Origin of the sequence: Streptomyces sclerotialus (genome assembly GCF_040907265.1) — a bacterium.
Taxonomy (GTDB): Bacteria; Actinomycetota; Actinomycetes; order Streptomycetales; family Streptomycetaceae; genus Streptomyces; species Streptomyces sclerotialus.
On the sequence record NZ_JBFOHP010000002.1, the window covers coordinates 7,501,850 to 7,525,318 of the forward strand.

Here is a 23,469-nt window from a genome sequence, read left to right on the forward strand (position 1 = left end):
CGTCCGAATCACGCCATCACCGGTCACAGGGCGACCGTCCGGCGGCGATTGCCCCGCCCGCACCGCTCGGCCGCCTCCTCCGGATGCCTTACGCCAGCACCGCCGCCCGTACGCACAGCACGTCCGGCAGATGGGCGGCGAGCTGCTGCCAGCTGTCCCCGTCGTCCGCGCTGGCGAACACCTCGCCGTTGCGATTGCCGAAGTAGACGCCCGCCGGATCCGCGTCGTCCACGCACAGCGCGTCGCGCAGCACCGTGCCGTAGTGGTCCTCCTGCGGCAGCCCCTCGCTCAGGGCCTCCCAGCTGCTGCCCGCGTCGGACGTGCGGAAGACCCGGCAGCGGTGGTCGGCCGGCACCCGGTCCATGTCAGCGGTGATCGGGAAGACGTACGCCACGTCGCCGCGCCGCGGGTGCGCGGCGACCGCGAAGCCGAAGTCCGACGGCAGCCCGGACCCGATGTCCGTCCACTGCGCTCCCGCGTCGTCACTGCGGTACACCCCCCAGTGGTTCTGGAGGTAGAGGCGGTCACGGTCGACCGGGTCCTGCGCGATCTTGTGGACGCACTGCCCGAACTCCGGGTCCGGGTCGGGCAGGAACACCGCCTTGACGCCGCTGTTGGACGGAGCCCAGCTCGCGCCGCCGTCGAGGGTGCGGAACACCCCTGCCGTGGACACCGCCACCGTCACCGCGTCGGCGGTACGGGGGTCGGTGATCACCGTGTGCACGGCGAGCCCGCCGCCGCCCGGCACCCATTGGTCGCGTGAGGGGTGCTCCCACAGGGGCCGCACCAGCTCGAACGACTCGCCGCCGTCCTCGGACCGGAACAGCGCGCCCGGCTCCGTACCGGCGTAGACGACATCGGGCGCGGCCGGGCCCGCGGGCTGGAGCTGCCACACCCGCTCCAGCGAACTCTTGGTGTACTCCGGGTACTTGACCGCCGGGCGCGCCGGCTCCACCCAGCTCTCGCCGAGGTCGTCGGAGTGGAAGACCGAAGGCCCCCAGTGCGCACTGTCCGCGCCGGCCAGCAGCCGCGGCGTGGCGCGGCGGGTGTCGATGCCGATCGAATAGACCGCCTGGGCCGGGAAGTGCGGCTCGCTCAGCTCCCACCTGCCCCGCCGTCGACGGCCGAGGAACAGGCCCTTCCGGGTCCCCACCGCGAGAAGGACATCCTGCGTGCCACTCGTCATGTCACTGCACCTCCGAACGCCGTTGTTCCAGGTACGGGTCAGTCTGCACCCGGCCACTGACAACGGCGCTCGGAAGCATGGAGGCGCAGGTCGGAGGGGGTGTGCCGAGATCTTGTCTCAGGTCGTGTAGTCGGCGTTGACGCGGATGTAGCCCTCGGTCAGGTCGCAGCCGTAGACCGTCGCCGTGGCGTCACCGATGCCGAGTCCGATCGTGATGTCGACCTCGTCCTGCCGCATCGTCTCCGCCAGCTTCTCCAAGGTGCCGGCCGAGGGCTCCGCCGGGTACACCTCGGTCCCGCCGAACCGTACGGTCACCTTCTCCGGCTCGATGTCCGTGTCCTCGGTGTTCTTGCCGATGGCCATCACGACCCGGCCCCAGTTCGGGTCGGCGCCGTGCACGGCGGTCTTGACCAGCGGGGAGTTCACCACGCTCTTGGCGACCCGCTTGGCCTGTGCGTGGTCGGCGGCCTGCCCCACCGTGACGCGCAACAGCTTGCTCGCGCCCTCTCCGTCGCTCGCCAGCTGTTCCGTGAGGTCCAGGCAGACCTCGGTGAGCGCCGCCGAGAACGCCGCGACGTCGACCGGACCGGCCGCCCCGTTGGCGAGCGCGGCCACGGTGTCGGACGTGGAGGTGTCGGTGTCCACGCTCAGGCAGTTGAACGTCTTCTCCACCGCGCCCCGGAGCGCGCCGTCCAGCTCGGCGGGGGAGAGCTCCGCGTCGGTGAAGACGTACGCCAGCATCGTGGCCATGTCCGGCTCCAGCATGCCGACGCCCTTGGCGACGCCGACGATGCGGGCCGCGCCGAGGGTCCGGGTACTGGTCTTCGGGCGGGTGTCGGTGGTCATCATCGCGCGCGCCACGTCGAGGGGGCCCGCCTCGAAGGCCGCCGTGCCGCGCCCGGCCGTCGCTTCCAGGTGTGCGCGGAGGGCGGCCATCGGGAGCGGTCGTCCGATCACGCCGGTGGAGCCGATGAGGACGGCGTCGGCCGGGACGCCCAGGATGGCGGCGACCCGGCCGACCACCTCGGCCGCGTTCTCCTCGCCCTGCCGGCCGGTGGCCACGTTGGCGTTCTGCGCCAGGGTGGTGACGGCGCGCAGGCGCCCGCCGGCGGCGTGCGCCCGGCTGATCATCACCGCGGGGCCGGCGAAGCGGCTGCGGGTGAACATCGCGGCGCTGACGGACGGCCGGTCCGAGGCGACGATCGAAAGGTCGTCCCCGCTCGCTCGCAGGCCCCCGTTCCCGGTGTACGCCCGGAAGCCGACGGGCCAGCCGAGCTCGTCCGTATCGGCGATTGGCCGTGAATCATTATGTGTCATGAGACATATGATTACGGCCAACCGCCGTCAGTGCCAGGTATTTTCTCGCGTGCGACTGTATTTCTATGCGGCATCTACTCGCTCAGTACGCGCCCCAGCGCCTCGATCGCCGACGACAGCTCGTCCTCCGTGATGGTGAGCGGCGGGGCGAGCCGGATGGTGGAGCCGTGGGTGTCCTTGACCAGGACCCCCTCCCGCAGGAGACGTTCGCTGATCTCGCGGCCCGTGCCGAGCGCGGGGTCGACGTCCACGCCCGCCCACAGACCGCGGGCCCGGAAGCCGCTGACGCCCTTGCCGACCAGGCCGTCGAGCCCGGTGCGCAGCACCTCGCCCAGCTCGGCGGCCCGGCGCTGGTACTCGCCGGTGCTCAGCAGCCCGACGACGGCCGAACCGACCGCGGCGGCCAGCGGGTTCCCGCCGAAGGTGGAGCCGTGCTCGCCCGGGTGCAGCACCTCCAGCACCTCGCGGCGGGCGACGACGGCGGAGACCGGGACGATGCCGCCGCCGAGCGCCTTGCCGAGCAGCAGGACGTCGGGGACGACGGACTCGTGCTCGACGGCGAGCGTGCGGCCCGTACGCCCCAGGCCGGACTGGATCTCGTCGGCGATGAACAGGCAGCCGGCCCGGCGGGTCAGCTCACGGACCCCGGTGAGGTAGCCGTCGTCGGGGATGACCACGCCGGCCTCGCCCTGGATCGGCTCGATGAGCACGGCCGCCGTGGTCTCGTCCACGGCCGCTTCGAGGGCGGCCGGATCGTTGTAGGGGACGACGCGGAAGCCGGGCGTGTAGGGGCCGTACCCGGCGCGTGCGGTGGGATCGGTGGAGAAGCTGACCAGGGTGGTCGTCCGGCCGTGGAAGTTGTCCGCCGCGACGACGATCGTGGCCTGGTCGGGGGCGACGCCCTTGACGTCGTACGCCCACTTGCGGGCGACCTTGATGCCGCTCTCCACGGCCTCGGCGCCGGTGTTCATCGGGAGGACCATGTCCAGCCCGGTCAGGGCCGCCAGCTCCTCGGCGAAGCCGGCCAGCCGGTCGTGGTGGAAGGCGCGCGAGGTGAGCGTGACCTGGTCGAGCTGGCGGTGCGCGGCCTCGACGAGCGCGGGGTGGCGGTGGCCGAAGTTCAGCGCCGAGTACCCGGCCAGCATGTCGAGGTACCGGCGGCCCTCGACGTCCTCGACCCATACGCCCTCGGCGCGCGCCACGACCACCGGCAGCGGGTGGTAGTTGTGCGCGAGGACGGGGGCCTCCGCGCGGATCAGCTCGGCCGACGAGCGGGCCCCCGGATCCCGCGGCGAGCGGGTCTCCGGCGCGGCGGACGCGGTGGAGGGGCGGGTGGGCGCGGTCATGGACGGACCTCCTGGGTGCAGCACTTGATGCCGCCGCCGGCCTTGTGGAACTCCGACAGGTCGACGGGGACGGGGACGTAGCCGTGGCGGGAGAGCTGTTCGACGAGCCCCTCGGCCTGCGGGGCGACGAAGACGTGACAGCCGTCGGAGACGGAGTTGAGGCCGAACGCCATCGCGTCGTCCCGGGTGGCCGTCACCGCCTCGGGGAACAGCCGCCGCAGTACCTCAAGACTGCCCGGTGAGAAGGCTTCCGGGTAGTAGGCGATGTTGCTGTCGTCGAGCGCGAAGAGGGCGGTGTCGAGGTGGTAGAAGTACGGGTCCACCAGCTGCAGGCCGATCGTCGGCACGCCGAGGAACTCCTGCACCTCCCGGTGTGCCTCCCGTGTCGTGCGGTAACCGGTGCCCGCCAGGATGTACCCGCCGACCGGCACGAGATCGCCCTCGCCCTCGCACACCGACTCCGGCACCTGCACGTCGAAGCCGGCCGCCTTGAACCACGACTCGTACGCGGCGGATTCCGGGCGGCGCTCCGGGGCGAAGAAGCGGGAGCCGAACACCCGGCCGCCCACGACGAGCGCCGCGTTCGCCGCGAAGACCATGTCCGGCAGGTCCGCCACCGGCTCCACGGTCTCGACCGTGTGGCCGTGGTCCCGGTACGCCTGGACCAGGGCCGCCCACTGGCGCCGCGCCAGCGCGGTGTCGACCGGCGTGCCGTCGCTCATCCAGGGGTTGATGGCGTACCGGACGTCGAAGTACCGGGGCTCGCAGAGCAGGTAGCGCCGGGGGCGCGGTACGCGCGGCGGGCGCACGATCGTGCGCACGGCCTCGTCGGGGACGGCGGGTACGGCCCCGGTGGGGACGGGCTCGGGCTCGCGCACGAGCGCGGACACGGGTTCGGGCACGGCGGGGTCCTCCGTTTCCGGCGACACGGCAAGGGGCGTCCCGCCGATGACGCGGGGTCATCGGCGCGTGACGCAGGGAATGCCTCAACGGTAGAAAGCCGTCGATGTGCCGGACAAGGCCGGAACGCTGCGTACCGGCGCAGCGAACGTGCGCAGAAGTGCCCCTCCGCGCAGGGTTGGTGCGTCTCCGCCCCCGGTGTGACCAGTGATCCCGTTGGGACGTTCGGATCAGGCGGGGGAACCGGTGCCTCCGGTGCCGTACCCCTGGACGGCGGAGGAGCCGGCGCCGGCCTCCGGACTGTCCGGGATCAGGTGCGAGAGGACCATGTAACTGATCGTCTTGCGGATGAACGACTCGGTGCGGATGCGTTCCAGCACCTCTTCGAAGTGCTCGACGTCGGTGGCCCGTACGTGCAGCAGCGCGTCGGCGCCGCCGGAGACCGTCATGGCCGCGGTGATCTCCGGGTACTTGCGGACGACCTCCGCGATGCGGCGGGGCGGGGCCGCGCCGTCGCAGTACACCTCGATGTACGCCTCGGTGCGCCAGCCGAGCGCGGCGGGCCGGACCGTCGCCGTGAAGCCGGTGATCACGCCGGTCTCGCGCATGCGGTCCACCCGCCGTTTGACCGCGGTGGCGGACAGCCCGATGGCGGTGCCGATCTCGGCGAAGCTGGTCCTGGCGTTCGCGGTCAGGGCCGCGATGATCTTGCGGTCCAAGTCGTCGAGCGGGCCGGATGCAGGGGCCATGGCGGGTGGTTCCTCCGTCGCAGGGGTCGGGCCGTACGGATCCTATGGACAGCGCGGAGCCCATGGCCGCAGGCGCGGTGCGGATCGCAGGCGTCGTACGGGCCGTACGGGGCACCCGGGTGCTGCGTGCCGGGCGCGGGCGGCCCGGGCGCGTACCAGGCGGGGACGGCCCGTGCCGCGCCCCGGATCCCGTGGTCCTACGTCCTGTAGGGTTTCGGCCGTGACCCTACAGGTTGTCGGATCAACTGCAGGAGGAGCGCGTCATGCACGACCAGCCGGACCGTGCCGGTCCCGCGCACGCCGAGGTGGCCGAGGTCTGGCCCCGTGACGGCCGTATCCGGGTCGTCGGGGAGGTGGTGGGCACGGCCTCGGCGGCCGGCACGCTGATCGCCCGGGTGCGCGACGCGGAGGACGCCGAACTGCGGCTGCCCGCCGAGGCCCGGGGCACCCGCTTCGAGGCGTCCGTCCCGCTGGCCGGGCTCGCCGCCGCCACCCCGGCGGGCGAGCGGGTCTGGGACCTCTACCTCGTCCCCGACGGGCAGGACGACACCCTCCGGCTGGGCCGGCACCTGGACGACGTCCACGGCAAGAAGAAGATCTTCACCTACCCCGCCCAGACCTCCGGCGGCCGGCGGTTCGAGCCGTACTACACCATCCAGGACAACCTCTCGATCGCCTGCGACGGGAAGGTCGCCCGATGACGATCCGCTTCCTGCTGCTCAACGCCTACGCGGTCGGCGGCACCGTCCGTACCGTCGTCAACCAGGCCAACGCGCTCGCCGCCGCCGGCCACGACGTCGAAGTCGTGAGCGTCCACCGGCACCGCGCCGACCCCCGGTTCCCGCTGCGCCCGGACGTCCGGCTGCATCCGCTGGTCGACGGCACGGACCCGCCGTCCCGCTGGACGCGCCCGCTGGCGTACTACCGGCAGCACCGCCCCAGCCGGCTCGTACCGGAGGCCGAGGTCCGCCACGACCGGTTCAGCCGCCTCACCGACCGGCGCATCGTGCGTTACCTGCGCTCCCTCCGCGGCGGCGTACTGATCACCACCCGGCCCGCCCTCAATCTCCTCTCCGCCCGCTACACACCGTCCTCCGTCGTCCGCGTCGGCCAGGAACACCTGCACTACTCCCACCACAAGCCGGAGCTCGCCCGCGAGATCGACCGGTGGTACCGGCGGCTGGACGCGGTGACCGTGCTGACCGAGGCCGACGAGGACGCCTACCGGCAGCGGCTCGGCGACGGCGGCGTGCGCGTCGCCTGCATCCCCAACCCCCTCTCCGAAGAAGGCACCCCGCGGCCCTCCGCCCTCGACCGGCCGCTCGTCGTCGCCGCCGGCCGGCTCGTCAAGGGAAAGGGCTTCGCGAAGCTCATCAAGGCCTTCGAGCCCGTCGCCCAGGCGCACCCCGAATGGCAGCTGCGCATCTTCGGGGCGGGCCCGGAACACGACCGGCTGCGGAAGCTCATCCACGACCGGCACCTCTACAACCACGTCTATCTGATGGGCGCCACCCAGGAGTTCGACCGGGAGCTCGCCAAGGCCGCCGTCTTCGCCCTCGCCTCCCGGCGCGAGGGGTTCGGCATGGTGCTGGCCGAGGCGATGAGCCACGGCATCCCGCCGGTCAGCTTCGACTGCCCGCACGGCCCCCGCGAGATCATCACCGACGGCCAGGACGGCCTCCTCGTACCGCCGGGTGACATCGAGGGGCTGACCGCCGCGCTCACCCGGCTCGTCGAGGACGCGAGCCTGCGCAGGAAGCTCGGCGGACACGCCGCCGAATCGGCCCGCCGCTACGCCCCCGACCGCATCCGCGCCCGGTGGGAAGAGCTCCTGGCGGACCTGCTCGCCGCGAAGGAGGGCGGGAGGCGGCCGGCCGGCGCGGGCGCGCCCTACCGGCTGTAGGGTGCACACATGTCAGGGAGCAGCCCTCGTGGCCGAGGGGAACGACGCAGCGCCGGGATGCTGGAGAGCGAGGTCCTGGCCGCCCTGTGGGCGACCCAGGAACCGCTGACCCCGGCGGAGGTGCAGGCCGCGATCGGCGGTGACCTCGCGTACAACACCATCCACACGATCCTGAAGCGGCTGCACGACAAGGCCCTGGTCGTACGGGACGCCGGGGGCCGGCGCGGCGCCTACCGGCCGGCCAAGAACGCCGCGGAGCTGACCGCCGAGATGATGCACCAGGCCCTCGACAAGGGGCCCGACCCGATCGCGGCGCTGGAACAGTTCGTCACCGGTCTCACCCCCGAGGAGGAGGCCGCCCTGCGACGGTTCCTGACGGCGAGGGGCAGCGGCCACTGAGGTCACCGGGCGTTCGGGGCAGGACTCACCGCACCAGGCGTGCCGGCCGGGTGGCGCGGTACAGCAGGTACTCCAGGGGCCCCCGCCGGAACAGCCGTTTCCACACCACGGCCGGCAGCATCACGCCCGCGGCGAAGCCCAGCAGCACCAGCGGCTCACTGGCGTCGGACATGTCCTCGGTGCCCAGCACCCGGATGGCCACGATGTGCAGCACGTACGCCGACAGGGACATCGCACCGACCGCGATGACCGGTGCGGCCGCTCGCCGCAGGCCCGGCAGCCGGTCCAGGCCGATGAGGCACCCGGCCACCACGAGCAGCGCCACGCCGGTGTTGCCCAGGACCGACGGGGTGGTCTGGCTGTGCGGCGCGGCCACCAGCAGCCATTCCTGGAAGAGGAGGGTGGGTTCGCCGACGGCGTCGGACCACCAGGCGGCGGACGGGGAGTCGCCGTCCGAGCCCGCGGCGACGGCGGCCTGCGCGTTCGGGATCAGTCGCAGGGCCAGCCAGGAACCGCCGTAACCGAGCACCGCGAGCGCCGCGCCCGTGTACGCGAGCCGGACGCGCACGACGGCCCGGGAGAGGTCGAGCCGGGCCACGGCCATGCCCGCTATCAGGAACGGAATCCAGGTCAGCACCGGGTAGGAGCCGGTGAACAGCAGGTCCATGACGCCGTCGTAACCGTTGACCGCGCGCAGCGGGTCGTGGGAGTTCACGGTGTCGCCCCAGCTGCTCTCGGCGATCCACATCTTGAGCAGGAAGAGGTCCTGGGGGAGGACCAGCGCGGTCGCGGCGGCGATCGTCGCGAGGGCGGCGGCGCCGAGCCGGTACAGGGGGAGCGCCACGACGAACGCCAGCGCGTAGTAGGCGAGGATCACGTCGATCGAGGTGTCCAGCGCGGTGAGCGCGGTGCCCAGGGCCAGCAGGACGGCGGCGCGGATCAGGACCCTCGTCATGGCCTGGCGGCCGGCCCGTCCGGTGCGGGGTTCGGGGCGGCCGGTGATCAGGACGATCGAGAAGCCGGCGAGCAGTGCGAAGAGGGCGGAGGAACGGCCGCGCGCGAGCTCCATGAGAAAGCCCACCGGGCCGCCGTCGGAGGGGTCGGGGCCCACGTGGGCCGCGAACATGCCCAGCACCGCGAGGCCGCGGGCGAGATCGACGCCGATCAGCCGGGCGGTGCCGGTACCGGCACCGGAGCCGGCACCGGGTGGTGACGGGCTGTCAGGTGCGGCCGTGGCCGGCCGGCCGCCCGGGGGCACGTCCCGCGGCCCCGAGGGGTTGCGCGGCGGCATGGATAAGTTGCGCATCTTGGGCAAGTTCCGCGACATAGGGCCAAGATGCCCGGCGCCGGCGGGGCAGGACACGGTTCGCGGGATTTTAGTGACGCATCCGTCACAGCGCGGTACCGTGCCGCCCCGGTCCAGGGCTCCGGAATCCGGACGGTTAGGGTGTTCAACACTTGTTGATTTTCCCGAGCCCCAGCCGCGTGCGCCCTGGATGACGGCTGCGCGGCACCCGAGGGAGCGAAGCACCATGCGCATCCTTTTCACCGCCCAGGCCAGCTACTCGCACCTCGCTCCGCTGGTGCTGCCGGCGGCCGAGAGCGCCCGCCGGGCGGGCCACGAGGTGGCCGTCGCCACCGGCGGCGCCGTCGCGGACCACATCGAGAAGCGCGGGCTGACCGCGCTGCGGCTGCCGAACGTGGTGGGGATGCAGGAGGCGCTGCAACAGGGCGGCGTCCGGCCGCCCGTCGACCTGCGCCGGTTCGGCAAGGTCACCATCGAGCTGGAGCCGGAGTTCTTCGCGCGGGCCTTCGTCGGGCAGCTGGCCGGCCCCGCGGCGCGCGACCTGATCGACGTGGCCCGCGACTGGCGCCCCGACCTGATCCTCCACGAGTCCACCGAGTTCGGCGGCTACCTGGCCGGCGAACGGCTCGGCATCCCGCACGGCGTGCTGGACATCGCCCCGATGGCACCGTACGACCACCCGGCCGTCACCGAAGAACTCAACAAGCACCGCGCCGACCTCGGCCTGGACCGGATCACCGACCCCTGGCACGCCTTCCGCACCTTCCGGGCCGGCGTCGTACCGGAGGACTTCTACCCCGAGGCGAACCGGCTGCCCAGCGCCCGCCACTACCGCGTACCCGCGCCCGCTGCCGAGGAGATCCTCGACCCGGAGATCGCCCGGCTCCCCGCCGACCGCCCGCTCGTCCTGGCCACGCTGGGCTCGAACGCCACCCACTTCCCCGGCGGCGGCGCGCTCCCGCTCCTCGACGCCATCATCGAGGCCCTCGGGGACCTCCCCGTCACCGGCGTCGTCGCGCTCGGCGCCAACACCGACCCGCGGGAGTGGCGGGGCGCCCGTGCCGCCAACGTGCACCTGACCTCGTTCGTCCAGCAGGAGCTGCTCCTCCGGTCCAGCGACGCGTTCCTCACGCACGCCGGGTTCAACGGAACCCGCGAAGCGCTGGCGGCCGGCGTTCCCATGGTGGCCGTACCGCTCTTCGCCGAGCAGTCGCGCAACGCGGCGCGGCTGCAGGAGATCGGCGTCGGCCGGCGGGTCGACGCCCAGGACGCCACGCCCGAGTCGCTGGCCGCGGCGGTAGGGGAGGTGCTGGCGGACCGCGTCTGCCGTGCCCGTGCCCGGTCCCTCCAGCGCCGCTCCCACGCCCTCCCGGGCCTGGACCGGCTCGTCGCGGACGCGGTGGCCGCCACGGCGGGGGCGAACTGACGGTTTCCGGCGCGACGGGCCCGTACTGCCCGTACTGACGGGCCCCGGCGGGGACCGGCTCGTACCGTGGGGACATGATCGTTCGTCACGACGCGGGCCGCCGCCCCGGGTACCCGGCAGCGGCGGCCGTCTTCGCCGTGGGCATGGCGGGCACCACGCTGCCCACCCCGCTCTACGGGCTGTACCGCCAGGAGCTCGGCTTCTCGGAGCTGATGGTGACGGTGGTGTTCGCCGTCTACGCGATCGGCGTCATCACCGTCCTGCTGCTCGCGGGCAACTACTCCGACCGTGTCGGCCGCCGCCCCGTACTGCTCGCGGCGCTTGCCTTCTCGGCGCTCAGCGCGGTGTGCTTCCTGAGCGAGGGCGGCCTGCCGCTGCTCTTCGCCGGACGACTGCTCTCCGGCTTCTCGGCGGGGCTGTTCAGCGGCGCGGCCACGGCAGCGGTGCTCGAACTGGCGCCGGAGGAACGGAAGTCACGCGCCGGATTCGCCGCCGCAGCCGCCAACATGGGCGGCCTCGGCTGCGGCCCGCTGCTCGCCGGCATCCTCGCCCAGTACGCCCCGTGGCCGCTCAGCCTGCCCTACCTGGCACACCTCGCCCTGCTCGTGGCGGCGTGCGTACTGGTCCTGCTGCTGCCCGAGACCGTCGCACACCCCGAGCGGTGGCCGGGCCTCCAGCCACAGGGCATCGTCGTACCGTCCGAGGCGCGCGCGGTCTTCGCGCCCTCGGCCCTCGCGGCCTTCGCCGGCTTCTCACTGCTGGGACTCTTCACGGCGGTGGCCCCCACCTTCGTGTCCGAGACGCTGGGCGTGGCCGACCTCGCCGTGTCCGGCGCTGTCGTCTTCTCGGTCTTCCTGGGCTCGACGGCCGGGCAGTCGCTGACGGAGAAGCTCGGCGCGCGCCGGGCGCTCCCGTACGGCTGTCTGGTCCTCGTGGCCGGCCTCGCACTCGTGGCGGCCTCGCTCACCGCCGAGTCCCTGCCGCTCCTCATCATCGGCGCCGTGTGCGGCGGCCTCGGCCAGGGACTCGCCTTCCGCGCGGCCCTGACGTCCGTGGCCGCCGCCGCGCCGGCCGAGCACCGCGGCGGCACGATCTCCACCTTCTTCGTGGTCGCCTACACCGGGATCTCCCTTCCGGTGGTCGGCGTCGGCGCCCTCACCCTCGCCCTGGGCCTCCGCGGGGCCGGCCTCACCTTCACGGCCTGCGTAGCCGTACTGGCAGCCTGCACGGGCGGCTACCTGCTCCGCAGGCCACTACCCGAGGGCGGGGACCCCTCGCATGCGCCGCTTTGACCCGCCCGTCATTACCTGACTAAGGTCAGAGAATGACGGCGGAGCAAGTGGAGCAGGTACGGCGCTTCAACCGGACAGTCGCCGAGCGCGTGGGAGTACTGCACGACTCCTACCTGGGCAGCGCACGCCCCTACGGGCAGGCCCGCCTGCTCTGGGAGATCGGCGACGGCGACGGCGGCGGCGAAGAGGGCACGCACGACGTCCGCGGCCTACGGGCCCGGCTCGGCCTGGACTCCGGCTACGTGAGCCGGCTGCTGCGGGCACTGGAGCGCGACGGCCTCATCACCCTCGAGCCCCACCCCCACGACCGGCGGGTGCGCACCGTACGGCTGACCGAGGCCGGGCGCGCGGAGCGGGCCCTTCTCGACGACCGCAGCGACGCACTCGCCACCTCGCTCCTCGACCCGCTCGATGCCCGGCAGCGGGACCGGCTGACCTCGGCCATGGCAGAGGTCGAGCGGCTGCTGACCGCCTCGCTGGTCTCCGTGGACGTGCTCGACCCCGGCCACCCGGACGCCGTGCACTGTCTGCGGTCCTACGCCACCGAACTGCAGGAGCTCTTCGAGGGCGGCTTCGACCCCGCCCACAGCCTGCTGCCCGACCCGGGCGAACTGCGCGCGCCACGCGGCCTGTTCCTCGTCGCCCGGCTGCACGGCGAGCCGGTGGGCTGCGCCGGGCTCAAGCTGCCGGCCGGAGCACCCGCCGAGATCAAGCGGCTGTGGGTCTGCCCCGGCACCCGGGGCCTCGGCCTGGCCCGGCGCCTGCTGTCCGAACTCGAGGAACGCGCCGCCCGGCACGGCAGCGACCTGGTACGACTCGACACCAACAAAGCCCTGAAGGCCGCCACCGGCCTGTACCGCAACAGCGGATACACCGAGGTCCCCGCCTTCAACGACGAGCCTTACGCCCACCACTGGTTCGAGAAACGGCTCATCCCTTGACAGGCGTCCCGCCCCCTCACGCCGAGTGTTCGCCGGGGAGTTGCGGAGTGAGGGTGCCCTTGTCCCAAGCCTAGTAGTTGAGCGCGGCACGCCAATCGCCGCGGCCTCCGCGGGTGAGGTCGAGGAGGTGCCACACCGGGGCGAGCAGGTCGATGCCGCGCTCTTCGATGTCGTCGGACATCCTCGGGTGGGCCGAGTAGAAGTGGCGCACCGCTCCGTCGCTGTCGCGGGTGAACACCGACACGGTCGAGTCCTGGTTGCCCTCGGCGTCCTCGCTGCCGAGGTCGTACTTGAAGGAGGTCGCTCCGGCACTGAGCAGACGCAGGTTCGTCCACCGCCGGCTCCGGGCGTGCGCGCGCAGAGCGGGCGGATCGGCCGCCGCGACGATCACGAGGTCCACGTTCTGCGCGATGTGGTGGGCGATTCCGTTGAAACCGTCGATCCACATCGTGCACATGGGACAGGGCTGCGTCTGCTGTTTGCCGTACATGAGGTGGTAGACGACCAGATCGCGATCGGGCCGGGTGAACAACTGGCTCAGTCGCACGGTCTGTACCGGCGTGTCACCGGCGTTCAGATCCGCGGGGCCTTCCTCGAACACGTAGTCCTCGACGACAGGACCCAGTGGCAGCCGGCGGCGCATCTCAGCGACCTGTTCGCGATGGCGCATCAGGTCGATCTCGGCTTCGCGCAGCTTCTCGCGCGCACTGGTGTACTCAGCCGACTCCCCGGTGAGATGGGTCTGACGCATCGCTGCCTCCTGGTCGACCGGCATGTGGTGGCTGCTGCGTTGCCGCCATTGTCGGCCCGCGCGCGAGGGCCGCCAAGTGAACCGGGAACCTGGTAGTGCTTCGTCAGGTGCCGGTCGTGGTCATGCGCCCCTGTCACACTGCGGCAGGTGAGGTACTGCCCGGTCGCCGCAACAGTACGGGCCGCGGTACGGCCTGGCTCCGCCGAGGAAAGGGACCGCTCGTGAGCACCTGGTGCACCTGGCTGTCCGTATCCCTGGCCGTCGCCGGCGGGCTGCTTCTGCTCTGGCTGCTCGCCTTGGCGGCCCTGGCCCTCGTCCGCCCCCGCGGCAACCTGCTCACCGAGGCCGTCCGGCTGCTGCCCGACCTGCTGCGGCTCATCCCCCGCCTCGCCCGCGACCGGACCCTCCCCCGTGGCGTGCGCATCCGGCTGTGGCTGCTGCTCGGCTACCTGGCGATGCCCCTCGACGTGGTGCCGGACTTCATCCCCGTCCTGGGCTACGCGGATGACGCCATCGTGGTCGCCGTCGTGCTGCGCTCGGTCGTCCGCCATGCCGGAGCGGACGCGCTGACCCGCCACTGGCCCGGCACCGACGACGGACTCGACGCCGTACGCCGCCTGGCCGGCCTGCCCACCACCACAACTCAATAGCCTTGACCTGCGACCTCGGGCCGGGCCGGAGGCCCCGACCTGCTAGGGCCGGGGCCTCCGGTGTCGAGCGGTACGTTCGATGGGGAGCGTCCTTACGGGCCTTCGGGCTCGCGGCCGGCCTCACCAGTGGTGCGGCGGCCGGTCCGGCGGATCTCTTCGCCGGCCTCCCGACCCGACTCCTTGGCCTGCTCCTTGGTGGACCGGCCGGCCTCCTCCGCGGATTCCTGCACGGCTGAGGCGGCCTGGCGGGCAGGCTCGCGCAGCTGCTCGCGTACGTTCCGGGCGGCCTCCTGCGCCGTCTCCTTCAGCGGCTGCACCAGGTCCTCGGAGCGGTCGCGGACCTCCCGCCCCATCCGCTCCTCCACGGGCGTCGCCGGGAACAGTGCGCCGGTGAGCATGCCGGCCCCGAACGCGATCAGTCCGGCGGCCAGCGGACTGCCCTGGGTCTGCGCACGGATCCGCGCGGGTGCCTGCTGGGCCTGGTCCCCGAGGCGCTCGGGCACCTCCTTGGCCTGCTGGGTCAGCTGTTCCGTGGCGCCGCGTACCTTCTCGCCCACCTTCTCGCCCGCCATCGGGCCGCCGGGCCCGGACGTGCCCATCACCTTGTCTTTGATCGTGCTGAGCCGGTCGCGCGCGGCCCCGGCCTTCCGGCGGGCCACCCGCGGCGGACTCACCCGATCGGCCAGCTGGTCCACGGTCTGCGTGAGGTGCGTGCGTGTGGCGTCGGCTTCCTGCCTCAGCTCGTCGGGTGTCGTGCCCATTTCACGTCCTCCCTGAGGGAATCCTTCGCCCGTTCGGGCGTCGGCTGGACGGAACGCATCCGCCGGCGGCCCGCCGCGTAGAGGGCCGCGCCGGCCACCGCCCACACGGCGGCCATCACCAAGGCGGCCCAGGCGAGGCCGATGACGTGCGCGAGACCGTAGACGGCCGCCAGGCTGGCCAGGAGCAGCGCGAGGCCGACCGCATACCCCGCACTGCCGTACATGCCCGCGGCCCGGCCCGCCTTCCTGCCCTCTTCCTTGAGCTCCGCCTTGGCGAGCGCCAGCTCGTTGCCGACCAGCCGCGCCAGGTCGCTGGTGACATCACTGATCAGCTCGCCCACCGAGGACGACGTATCGCGCTCCGTGGTGGGCCGCCCGGTACCGCCGGATTCGTGCTCCGTGGTGGGCCGCCCGGTACCGCCGGTCTCGTGCTCCGGCTCGGCCGGCGTGCCGGGCCGGGGGACCGGCCGGGTGGTGCGGTCCGCCGGAGGGCCGGACCGCGGTTCGCGCTGCCCGGCGTCACCGGACCGAGGCGTCCCCGGCTGTCCGGGGCGTCGACCGGACACGGTCACCACTCCCCACCGGACCGCCGGGTGCCCCGCGGCGATGCCGAGCCGGGCGGCGGCTGGACGGGCGGCACGTCCTCCGACGTCCGCGGCGGCGGGCCCGGAGTCGTGAGCGGGCGGTCCGGCTGTTGCTGCGACGGCTCCTCCTGCACGGACCGGGCTGCCTCCTCCGCCTCGTACGCGACCGGCGGGACCGTACCCACGGCCGGACCGGATGCGGCCACCGACGGGCGTTCTGCACCGGCGGTCCCGGACGGCGTGCTCGCGGCGGTGCTGATACCCCGGCCGATGCGCGACACGGCGAAGCCGGCCAGTGCCGCTCCGGCGAGGAACAGGCCGGGGCGGCGCCGCGCGAAGTCCTTCACCTCGTTCAGCAGCTCGTCAGGGCCCCGGCGGTCGAGGCGGTCGGCGAGCAGCTGCCCGCGGTCCGCCGCCTGCCGTACCAGGGACGCGGCGGGCGAGTCGGGCTTGGCCTCGTCGCTCATGTGACGCAGGTCGTCGGCGATGCGGCGCAGGCCGGCCGCCATCCGCCGGACCTGGGCTCCGGTCTCACCGGCCGCCTGGTCCCTGGCCCTCTCGTACAGGTACCGGCCCTGCGCGGCGGTCTCCTTGGCGACCTCCGCCGCGCCCTCGCGGGCCGTGCCCACTACCTCCTGCCCTTTCTCCTGTGCCACTCGCGCACCGTGCTGGGCCTCCTGCCGGGCCGTACCGCCGACCGTTGACGCCTGCTCACGTGCGGGGTGGTGGGGCCCTTCGGTTCGAGCCATGGCTCCTCCCTCAGGATTCGCTGACGTTCGAAGCTGGCGTGCAAAGCGGTCGGCGGGTACCCCTGCCCCTGGTCGGAACACCGCGCGACGCAGCGAAGCCCGGAAGGCGGTGACGGGAACACGGCGCGAGGAGGCGTGGACGGTGAGTACCGGGCGGGCCGGCGGACCGGCGGCACGCCCGGGCCCCACCGGCCCTGCTGCCAGGCACGATCCCGGCGCGGGCCCGTCGTGGATGCGGGCGCCAGGCGCCCCCGACCGAGAAGCGGGTACGTGCGGGCTCGGCGAACTGCTCCAGCCCGGCTACGCCACGCGGCTGCCCGGGACCGGAGGAGCGTAGCCGCCACCGGGCATCTCCGGGTACGACCGGTCGTAGTCGCCCACCCGGCCCGTGCCGACCTGCCCGGCCGCGCGACGCGCAAGACCCGTCCGGCAGGTTTCAGATGCTTCGGGGACGCCGCCTGCTGTCGCCACACCAGCGCCGGGCCGGTGTGGCCGAAGTGCCGAAGTGCCGAAGTAGGGCACCAGGCGTTCTGCGAGGTCGCCCGGGTCCGCCGTGCCGTCCCCGGCGGCTTCCCCCTGGACGACTCCCTCCCTCGTCGACACCGCCAGCGGACAAACGACCGGCCCGGTCGGCTGCACCGTCCCGCTCCGCCGACCCGGCAGACAACGCCACCACCACCTTGGTCGCCACCACCACTCCCTTCGTCGACCTGTGCACCACTTGTCTGCTGTGATCACTTTGCGCGCCCTGCAAGCGGGGGAGTGGCCTGGCTCTCCGCCCGCCGCGCGACAGCGGGCCGCGACGTGCCGTCAGGCCACCACCGATCCGATCCGGCCGGCCGCCTGTCGGGCCTGGCGGCCACCTGTCGAACGTGGCGGCACCCGGCTCGTCGCCCACGGCAACGGGCGCCTGTGCTGCTTCAGTGCCCTTCTGGTAGCTGAGCGCAGCATTCCGATCGTCGCGGCCTCGGTGGATGAGGACGAAGATGTGCACACTGGAGCGAGCAGGTCGATGCCGGCTCTTCCATGGCTGGTCACCCGACCGCGGCTTCGCCGACGTGCGCGGGTGGTGGCCTTCGGCCTGCTCCGCCTGGAGTCCCGATGACCAGTCCCACGACAGAAGAACTTGCGAGCAGGACAGCAAGGACGGTGGCGGGCCGCATCCTCCGCGGCCAGCCGGTGTGGAGAGACCGACTGTGAGTCTTCGTGTCGGTTGATGAGCCGGCGGTGGCATATGAGGGGCGCGGCGGCGGTGAAGGCGAGGAAGTGTTCCGGCGTACGCTCATGGTGGCGGTGGAGGTGTCGGCAGCCGGACAGTCAGGGCATGGTCCCGTTCCACGACCCAGCGGTGCCGGCCCGGTCGTTGGGATGACTCGATGCCTTGCGGGCGAGACGGTGCCGGGTGCAGCGGGAGGGCGGCCGGCGCCGCAGGTGCTGGTAGTCGTACCCCTTCTTGCCGTGGTCGGTCGGATCCGGTCCTGTCAGCCGCCCCCTTGGGGGCCCGCACGCTGGCGGAGTCGATCGCGCAGCCCGCCCTCGCCCGGCAAGGCGGCTCCTGAGGCGTCGGCGCGGTCCGTCAGCCGCTCGACAACCTCGTCCACCAGCTCGTCCCCGACCGGCCCTGCGGCCGGGGATTCGTTGTCCGTCATGTCTGTCCGTCCCGGCTCGGCCGAGGCCCGAGGCTGGGCCTCGGCCAGCCTGTCAGATCATGGACTTACGCGATCTTTCGGACACGCTCCTCCTGGACGGCGCGCAGGCCCTGGCTGAACTCGGCATCGGCTGAACGGCGAGTCAGCACTTTCGCAGGGCGCCGGGGAGCCAGGTGCAGACGGTTGCCGTCTGGCGGAGGCGTCGATGCGGGAGACGCTGCCGGCGGCGCCGTCGCACATCTGGGTTTCGCGTTCCCTCGTGGCTCAGGTCTCTCTGCCTCGTCGTCACCGTCGTCACTGTCGGCGTTGTCGACGGTCCGGCGGTACTCGGGGTGGTCCTCGTCCATCTGGATGCAGAGACGGACCGGTGCTGGGTGCTGGGTGCTTTGTGCGGTGTTCCCGGTGAAGGGCGTGGCCACGGAGGCGGGCGGCGGTGAGCCCGTAGGTGAGCAGGGCGCCCAGTGCACGTGGTCATCAATCGTCGAAATCTTGTCGAAATGGCGGCGACTTTGCGACATCGCGCTGTGCAGTGTGAGCCCCGGGTGATTTCCCTCGTCGTGTCGACGGGGTCCTGATCAGATGCTCTACATTGAGCGCGTCACAGTCATTGTGCGGGAGTTCCAGGAGAGCGATCTTGATAGCCAAGCGGTTCAAATATCTGGCCGAAAAGCTGGCTCTGGTAACGCCGACGCCGTTCTACGTGGTTGATCCGAGCGGCGTCGAACGGGATTTCTCGGCGATGGACAATGCCTGGCGTGAATGGTTCCCTCGTTTCACGCTCGCGTACTCGTACAAGAGCAACCCACTTACGGTGTTCACGCAGCTTCTGTGTTCCCTGGGAGCGACAGCCGAGGTTGTTTCCGGAGCGGAATTGCGGACCGCGCTCGATGACGGTTTCGCGCCGCGGAATATTCTTTTCGACGGCCCCGTGAAAAATGCCGCCGAGCTGGCGCACGCCGTGTCCCTCGGTGTCGGTGTCCAGGTCGACTCCTTGAGCGAGGCCGAGCACTTCGCCGCTACAGCCCGGGATTTCGGCGCTACGCCACGCGTGTGTCTGCGGCTCGCGATGCCGACCGCGTCGGGGAGGTGGTCGCGCTTCGGACTGCTGCCCGGCGAGGCGCCGCACGCGTGGCGTCTCCTCGCCGACGCCGGCATCGGAGTGCGCGGTGTGCACTTGGGCGTGGGCACGCTGGTCAGTGGCCCCGGGACGTACCGCGCCGCGCTGAGTCGGTGGTGCGAGACCCTGCGGGTGTGGGCCGGGGCGTCCGGCGAGCCGTTCGTCCTGAACCTGGGCGGCGGTTTCCCACCTCGCCGCGACACCGCCGACCCCCGAGCCCCATGGCGGGATTTCGCTGCAGAGGTCGCCGAGGAGTGCCGCCTCATCGGCCTGCGGCCCGAAGATGTGCGCCTGGTGATCGAGCCGGGGCGCAGCCTCGTGGAGGAACACGGTGTGCTCGTGGCCCGGGTGGCCGTGCGCAAGCGACGCACCGACGCCCCCGACCTCGTGGTGCTCGATGCCGGGACCCATCTCTCCCGCACGGTCAAATCGCGCCCGCACCCGATCGAGTTCGCGCGAGTCGACGCGTCATCGAACACAGGTGTGGTACCTCCCTCGGAGTCGTTCGAGTCGTTCGACGTGTACGGCAACAACTGCTACGAGGGCGACGTCTTCGCACGCGGGGTGCCGGGGCCCGCGTCGCTCGGGCCGGAAGACCTGGTCCTGGTGGGGTGCGTGGGCGCCTATGACATGCCGTTCGCGCATGTGTGGGTGCGTCCGCAGCCGCCGGTCTTCGCGACGACTGGGTCCGGCGGCCATACGGTGGTCCGCGAGCGGGGAACCCGGATTCGGTGAAGAGGCTGCGCGCCACCGAGCGCCAAGGTGTCGATCGCCGGCAGTCGCCGTCCGATCCGGCGCGCGAGGCTCTCGAGGTGCGCGTGGTCGAGAATCGCGCCGGGCCGTACCGGAGGACGTCGCCCAGTCCGTCGCTGTGGGCGTGGTCGGTCGCGTTCGCCCGTTCGGCTGGGTCGGCCGCCGGCGGAAGGGCGAGCGCGTCGGCGAGCGTCCGGTCCGACGAGCTCGGTGCGGGCGTACGCGCCAGTGTCTTGTGGACCCTCGTGTCGATGGTGTTGCCGCCGGTGCTCGTCTGCATCGAGTCACGGCCGCACGGATTCGCCGTGTGAACCGGGTCTCCGCGAAGTCGCCCGCGCTGGTGTCCACGTCGATGTAGTCGGGTTCCGGAGATCATAGGGCGCCGAAGTCAGTCCTCCTGGACCTGGGGCGAATGGTCTCCTCCGTTTCCAGGGCGCCATCGCTTCGAATGGTCTGTTCCTGTGCCGCCGAATGCGCCGGTCCGCCGCACGCCCGTCCCGGTGAAGATTCACAACGAGCCTTGACAGTTTGTCCGTGTCGTATGAAGCATGTTGAGCGGTCGAATGCCCGATTGAGGCCGAGGACCGTGGACCGGCCGACGCCGGAAAATCATCGATTCGACGTGAAGAACTTGAAAATCAGCGGATCGAGATCCGATGATCAGCTCCCCTTGTCTGTGAGGTGTGGCCGCCCATGGATCAGACGTCCGTGTGTGCCGATGGGTACGAATTCGCCGCCCCGGATTCCTGGGACCGTTTTTCCGACACGGTGGCACTGGCTTACGGCGGATACGACGCCGCCTCCGCGTATCAGGACGTGCTCGCCGCGGTGTTCGAGCCACAACGCTCGCTGCTCGCGCACCGCGGAGGCCGCACCTGCGCCACGCTCGCCGTCTACTCCCTCGACATGGGCGTGCCTGGCGGCCGACGCCCCGTCGCCGGCATCAGCTATGTCACCGCGGACCCCGGACATCGGCGCCGCGGTCTGATGCGCGGTCTGATGGTGCGCACGTTCGCCCGCCTGCACGAGCGCGGCGAGGAGCCCGTCGCCGCCCTGCACACCACCGAACCGGCGATTTACGGACGCTTCGGGTTCGGCAGCGCCACCCGCGCGATCCACCTGCGGATTCCGCGCCATGCCCGCGACATGACGCACCCGTACGATGAACCGCCGCTGCCCGTACGCGTCGTGGACCCCGCGGAGTGCGTCGCGGACATCGCGCGCATCCACCAAGGCGCGCCGGACCGGCGTCCCGGAGCCTTCCACCGCGACGATGCGTGGACCCGTCGCGCCTTGTTGGACCTGCCCGAACGCCGCGGCAAGGCAGGCCGCCTGTTGTGCGTGCTCGCCGAGGACCGGGGCGAGAGCAGCCGACCGCGCGGATACGCGCTGTACTCGCTGACCGCCCGCTGGGAGGACTCCTACCCGCGCTACGACGTCCATGTCCGCGAGCTGTTCGCCGAAGACCCGCTCGCGTACACGAGCGTATGGCGCGCGTTGCTCGACATCGACCTCGCCGGAGCGGTGCACGCCGACCGGCCCGTCGACGACCCCGTCCTGGCTCTGTTGGCCGATCCGCGAAGCGCGGTGCCCGTCGTGCGCGATCAGCTCTACGTACGCGTGGTCGACCTCGGACGCGCCCTGCGAGAACGCGGATACGCGGCCGAGGCCGACGTGGTGATCGAAGTCGCCGACACTGACTGCCCCTGGAACCAGGGGCGTTGGCGGCTGCGGACCGGCGTCGACGGCGGTGACTGCGCGCGCACCACCGCGGCCGCGGATCTGTCGCTGTCGGCCTGGGAACTGGGCGCCGTCTATTTGGGAGGTACGTCCCTCAAGCAGCTCGCCGCGGCCGGTCGCGTCACGGAGCACCGCGCCGGCGCGGTGGCCGCGACCACACACGCCTTTCATCACGATCCCGCACCGTTCTGCCCGATGCTCTTCTGACCCGGCCGACAGCCCCGGACCCGGTGTGAGGAGGCGGCTCGGTCGTCAACGGCGGCTTGCTGGGGGCATCCGCCGGCCGAACTGCTCGTCTGATGGACACAGTGCTTCGGCGTCGACGGGTCAGGGACGACCGAGCGGCCACATCTGCGGGAACGGTCCTGACGTGGTGATTCTCTTCGGGCCGGACATCAGGTACTCCCCGCACCCCGGGGATGGCCTCGGGGTGCGGCATATGGCCTGAGACGGGGGTGGCTTATGAGGCCAGAGGCCCGCTCAGCTCCGGCAACCGTTGAGGCCAGAGGCCTGCTCAGCTCCGGCAACCGTGGGCGATCGCGGTCATGCCGGCGGCCCGAGCGATCCCCGGCCGTGATTGTCCGGCTACCCACCGAAGCGAAATGGTGAGACGGGGAGTGGCGTGTGACGGGTATCTCGATGTGCCGGACGAGGAATGATTCGCGGCATGCCCCCGTTGTACGAGAGGCGTCGTAGTTCGGCATCGAGTCGTCGGGTTGTCTGTCTAGTTCGACGGCCTCCGTACTACGATGTTTCTCGTACCAAGGCTTCGGGTTGCGTACCGGAGCCCCGCCCTCGTTCACGTACAGGGAGCCCGTTGTGAGCGCACTGTTCGAGCCGATCACTCTCCGGCAGCTGACCATTCCGAACCGTCTCTGGATGGCTCCGATGTGCCAGTACTCGGCGGCGCCGGAGGGCCCCGAGCAGGGTGCGCCCAACGACTGGCACTTCCAGCACCTGGCCGCCCGCGCCGTCGGCGGCACCGGCCTGATCATCACCGAGGCCGCCGCCGTCAGCCCTGAGGGCCGCATCAGCCCGTACGACCTGGGGCTGTGGAACGACACCCAGGTCGCCGCTTTCCGTCGTATCACCGACTTCATCAAGGCGCAGGGCTCGGTCGCCGGCATCCAGATAGCGCACGCCGGCCGGAAGGCTTCGACCGAGCGGACGTGGGTGGACCGCGGTGCGCCGATCGCGCCTGGTGAGGGGTACGGCTGGCAGCCGGTCGGGCCGAGTGCGGTGGCGTTCGACGAGAAGTCGACGGAGCCGGCGGAGCTGTCCGTGGCGGAGATCAAGGAGATCGTGGAGCAGTTCGCGGCGACCGCGCGGCGGGCGCTGGAGGCCGGCTTCCAGGTCGCCGAGATTCACGGCGCGCACGGGTACCTGATCAACGAGTTCCTGTCGCCGTTCACCAACCGGCGCACCGATGAGTACGGCGGCTCGTACGAGAACCGGGTGCGCTTCGCGCTGGAGGTCGTGGACGCGGTGCGGGCGGTGTGGCCCGAGGACCTGCCGCTCTTCTTCCGGATCTCGGCGACCGACTGGCTGAGCGAGAACCCGGAAGACGGGCGTACCGGCTGGACCGCCGACGAGACCGTTCGGTTCGCTGCCGAGTTGAAGGCGCACGGTGTCGACCTGCTGGACACCTCCACCGGCGGTAACGCGCCGGACGCGAAGATCGAGGCGGCGCCGAACTACCAGGTGCCGTTCGCCACGCGGGTCAAGGAGGAGACCGGGCTGCCGGTGGGCGCCGTCGGTCTGATCACCGAGGCGCAGCAGGCGGAGAAGATCGTCGCGGACGGGGAAGCCGACGCCGTGCTGATCGGCCGGGAACTGCTGCGTACGCCGTACTTCGCGCAGCTGGCCGCGCGTGAGCTGGGCGCCACTCCGCACGTCGCGCAGCCGTACCACCGCGCGGTCTGACACTTCCGACCATCCCTGCGGCCAGGG

At 71.9% G+C, this 23,469-nt stretch carries 21 protein-coding genes and 1 pseudogene; 11 read left to right on the top strand and 11 right to left on the bottom strand.

The features are described from left to right. Positions 1-88: 88 nt before the first annotated feature. From AAC944_RS32920 to AAC944_RS32940, 5 genes are all read right to left on the bottom strand, one after another. Positions 89-1,186, bottom strand: coding sequence for a WD40/YVTN/BNR-like repeat-containing protein (locus AAC944_RS32920; protein ID WP_030609032.1), 1,098 nt, complete (start codon positions 1,184-1,186; stop codon positions 89-91). A gap of 117 nt (positions 1,187-1,303) precedes the next feature. Then, positions 1,304-2,503: a bifunctional glutamate N-acetyltransferase/amino-acid acetyltransferase ArgJ gene (gene argJ / locus AAC944_RS32925; protein ID WP_051871440.1), complete on the bottom strand. Its 1,200-nt coding sequence runs from the start codon at positions 2,501-2,503 to the stop codon at positions 1,304-1,306. Between the two features lie 74 nt (positions 2,504-2,577). After that, positions 2,578-3,849, bottom strand: a complete 1,272-nt coding sequence (gene rocD, locus AAC944_RS32930) for an ornithine--oxo-acid transaminase (RefSeq protein ID WP_030609028.1) — start codon at positions 3,847-3,849, stop codon at positions 2,578-2,580. Further along, complete coding sequence (ddaH, locus tag AAC944_RS32935; protein ID WP_030609026.1) at positions 3,846-4,658, bottom strand: dimethylargininase; 813 nt, start codon at positions 4,656-4,658, stop codon at positions 3,846-3,848. Before ddaH ends, rocD begins: the two co-directional genes overlap by 4 nt. Positions 4,659-4,979: 321 nt before the next feature. After that, entirely contained in the window at positions 4,980-5,498 is a 519-nt protein-coding gene (locus tag AAC944_RS32940; RefSeq protein ID WP_030609024.1) for an Lrp/AsnC family transcriptional regulator, read from the bottom strand. 263 nt (positions 5,499-5,761) lie between these two features. On the opposite strand from AAC944_RS32940, the gene AAC944_RS32945 reads away from it, so the two are divergent. Genes AAC944_RS32945 through AAC944_RS32955 form a run of 3 tightly spaced genes read left to right on the top strand, consistent with a single transcriptional unit; the run spans position 5,762 to position 7,800 of the window. Next, positions 5,762-6,199, top strand: a complete 438-nt coding sequence (locus AAC944_RS32945) for a hypothetical protein (protein WP_030609022.1) — start codon at positions 5,762-5,764, stop codon at positions 6,197-6,199. Continuing rightward, positions 6,196-7,401, top strand: a complete 1,206-nt coding sequence (locus AAC944_RS32950) for a glycosyltransferase family 4 protein (RefSeq protein WP_030609019.1) — start codon at positions 6,196-6,198, stop codon at positions 7,399-7,401. Before AAC944_RS32945 ends, AAC944_RS32950 begins: the two co-directional genes overlap by 4 nt. 9 nt (positions 7,402-7,410) lie before the next feature. After that, positions 7,411-7,800: a BlaI/MecI/CopY family transcriptional regulator gene (locus AAC944_RS32955; protein WP_030609016.1), complete on the top strand. Its 390-nt coding sequence runs from the start codon at positions 7,411-7,413 to the stop codon at positions 7,798-7,800. Between the two features lie 25 nt (positions 7,801-7,825). Here the strand turns inward: AAC944_RS32955 and AAC944_RS32960 are convergent, their stop codons facing one another. Then, positions 7,826-9,091 carry a DUF418 domain-containing protein gene (locus AAC944_RS32960; RefSeq protein WP_051871439.1) on the bottom strand — a complete coding sequence of 422 codons (1,266 nt, stop codon included), beginning with the start codon at positions 9,089-9,091 and terminating at the stop codon, positions 7,826-7,828. Between the two features lie 241 nt (positions 9,092-9,332). On the opposite strand from AAC944_RS32960, the gene AAC944_RS32965 reads away from it, so the two are divergent. From AAC944_RS32965 to AAC944_RS32975, 3 genes are all read left to right on the top strand, one after another. Beyond that, positions 9,333-10,532, top strand: coding sequence for a glycosyltransferase (locus AAC944_RS32965; RefSeq protein ID WP_030609010.1), 1,200 nt, complete (start codon positions 9,333-9,335; stop codon positions 10,530-10,532). Positions 10,533-10,606: 74 nt separating this feature from the next. Continuing rightward, on the top strand, positions 10,607-11,824 hold the full coding sequence (locus AAC944_RS32970) for an MFS transporter (protein WP_030609007.1): 1,218 nt from the start codon (positions 10,607-10,609) through the stop codon (positions 11,822-11,824). A 32-nt stretch (positions 11,825-11,856) separates the two neighbouring features. Next, positions 11,857-12,765, top strand: coding sequence for a bifunctional helix-turn-helix transcriptional regulator/GNAT family N-acetyltransferase (locus AAC944_RS32975; protein WP_030609004.1), 909 nt, complete (start codon positions 11,857-11,859; stop codon positions 12,763-12,765). A gap of 70 nt (positions 12,766-12,835) precedes the next feature. Here AAC944_RS32975 and AAC944_RS32980 read toward each other — a convergent pair whose 3' ends face one another. After that, entirely contained in the window at positions 12,836-13,540 is a 705-nt protein-coding gene (locus AAC944_RS32980) for a DUF899 family protein (protein ID WP_368396633.1), read from the bottom strand. Positions 13,541-13,737: 197 nt separating this feature from the next. Between AAC944_RS32980 and AAC944_RS32985 the strand changes: the two genes are divergently transcribed. Then, a complete protein-coding gene (locus AAC944_RS32985; protein WP_368396634.1) occupies positions 13,738-14,166 on the top strand; it encodes a YkvA family protein in 429 nt (142 codons plus the stop codon). Positions 14,167-14,258: 92 nt separating this feature from the next. Here AAC944_RS32985 and AAC944_RS32990 read toward each other — a convergent pair whose 3' ends face one another. The 4 genes and pseudogenes from AAC944_RS32990 to AAC944_RS33005 all read right to left on the bottom strand — a co-directional run. Next, positions 14,259-14,927, bottom strand: a complete 669-nt coding sequence (locus AAC944_RS32990; RefSeq protein WP_030608997.1) for a DUF3618 domain-containing protein — start codon at positions 14,925-14,927, stop codon at positions 14,259-14,261. After that, entirely contained in the window at positions 14,903-15,493 is a 591-nt protein-coding gene (locus AAC944_RS32995; RefSeq protein WP_196942796.1) for a phage holin family protein, read from the bottom strand. The genes AAC944_RS32990 and AAC944_RS32995 overlap by 25 nt, the downstream gene beginning before the upstream one ends. 2 nt (positions 15,494-15,495) lie before the next feature. Next, on the bottom strand, positions 15,496-16,260 hold the full coding sequence (locus AAC944_RS33000) for a hypothetical protein (protein ID WP_196942794.1): 765 nt from the start codon (positions 16,258-16,260) through the stop codon (positions 15,496-15,498). 1,212 nt (positions 16,261-17,472) lie between these two features. After that, positions 17,473-17,788: pseudogene (locus AAC944_RS33005) on the bottom strand (IS5/IS1182 family transposase); the annotation flags it as partial. 755 nt (positions 17,789-18,543) lie between these two features. Here AAC944_RS33005 and AAC944_RS33015 point away from each other — a divergent pair. From AAC944_RS33015 to AAC944_RS33030, 4 genes are all read left to right on the top strand, one after another. Then, positions 18,544-19,761, top strand: coding sequence for a type III PLP-dependent enzyme domain-containing protein (locus AAC944_RS33015; protein ID WP_030608989.1), 1,218 nt, complete (start codon positions 18,544-18,546; stop codon positions 19,759-19,761). Then, positions 19,758-20,090 (top strand): hypothetical protein, encoded by a 333-nt coding sequence (locus AAC944_RS33020; RefSeq protein WP_030608986.1) that lies wholly within the window; start codon positions 19,758-19,760, stop codon positions 20,088-20,090. Before AAC944_RS33015 ends, AAC944_RS33020 begins: the two co-directional genes overlap by 4 nt. Positions 20,091-20,472: 382 nt before the next feature. Next, a complete protein-coding gene (locus tag AAC944_RS33025) occupies positions 20,473-21,726 on the top strand; it encodes a GNAT family N-acetyltransferase (RefSeq protein ID WP_051871437.1) in 1,254 nt (417 codons plus the stop codon). Between the two features lie 612 nt (positions 21,727-22,338). Beyond that, positions 22,339-23,442, top strand: coding sequence for an NADH:flavin oxidoreductase/NADH oxidase (locus AAC944_RS33030; protein ID WP_030608981.1), 1,104 nt, complete (start codon positions 22,339-22,341; stop codon positions 23,440-23,442). Positions 23,443-23,469: the final 27 nt, after the last annotated feature.

Excerpts from the sequence above, each read along its gene's own strand:
- AAC944_RS32920 (WP_030609032.1), bottom strand. The coding sequence starts at position 1,186 with ATGACGAGTGGCACGCAGGATGTCCTTCTCGCGGTGGGGACCCGGAAG.
- argJ (WP_051871440.1), bottom strand. The coding sequence starts at position 2,503 with ATGACACATAATGATTCACGGCCAATCGCCGATACGGACGAGCTCGGC.
- rocD (WP_030609028.1), bottom strand. The coding sequence starts at position 3,849 with ATGACCGCGCCCACCCGCCCCTCCACCGCGTCCGCCGCGCCGGAGACC.
- AAC944_RS32940 (WP_030609024.1), bottom strand. The coding sequence starts at position 5,498 with ATGGCCCCTGCATCCGGCCCGCTCGACGACTTGGACCGCAAGATCATC.
- AAC944_RS32945 (WP_030609022.1), top strand. The coding sequence starts at position 5,762 with ATGCACGACCAGCCGGACCGTGCCGGTCCCGCGCACGCCGAGGTGGCC.
- AAC944_RS32950 (WP_030609019.1), top strand. The coding sequence starts at position 6,196 with ATGACGATCCGCTTCCTGCTGCTCAACGCCTACGCGGTCGGCGGCACC.
- AAC944_RS32955 (WP_030609016.1), top strand. The coding sequence starts at position 7,411 with ATGTCAGGGAGCAGCCCTCGTGGCCGAGGGGAACGACGCAGCGCCGGG.
- AAC944_RS32960 (WP_051871439.1), bottom strand. The coding sequence starts at position 9,091 with ATGCCGCCGCGCAACCCCTCGGGGCCGCGGGACGTGCCCCCGGGCGGC.
- AAC944_RS32965 (WP_030609010.1), top strand. The coding sequence starts at position 9,333 with ATGCGCATCCTTTTCACCGCCCAGGCCAGCTACTCGCACCTCGCTCCG.
- AAC944_RS32970 (WP_030609007.1), top strand. The coding sequence starts at position 10,607 with ATGATCGTTCGTCACGACGCGGGCCGCCGCCCCGGGTACCCGGCAGCG.
- AAC944_RS32975 (WP_030609004.1), top strand. The coding sequence starts at position 11,857 with ATGACGGCGGAGCAAGTGGAGCAGGTACGGCGCTTCAACCGGACAGTC.
- AAC944_RS32980 (WP_368396633.1), bottom strand. The coding sequence starts at position 13,540 with ATGCCGGTCGACCAGGAGGCAGCGATGCGTCAGACCCATCTCACCGGG.
- AAC944_RS32990 (WP_030608997.1), bottom strand. The coding sequence starts at position 14,927 with ATGGGCACGACACCCGACGAGCTGAGGCAGGAAGCCGACGCCACACGC.
- AAC944_RS33000 (WP_196942794.1), bottom strand. The coding sequence starts at position 16,260 with ATGGCTCGAACCGAAGGGCCCCACCACCCCGCACGTGAGCAGGCGTCA.
- AAC944_RS33025 (WP_051871437.1), top strand. The coding sequence starts at position 20,473 with ATGGATCAGACGTCCGTGTGTGCCGATGGGTACGAATTCGCCGCCCCG.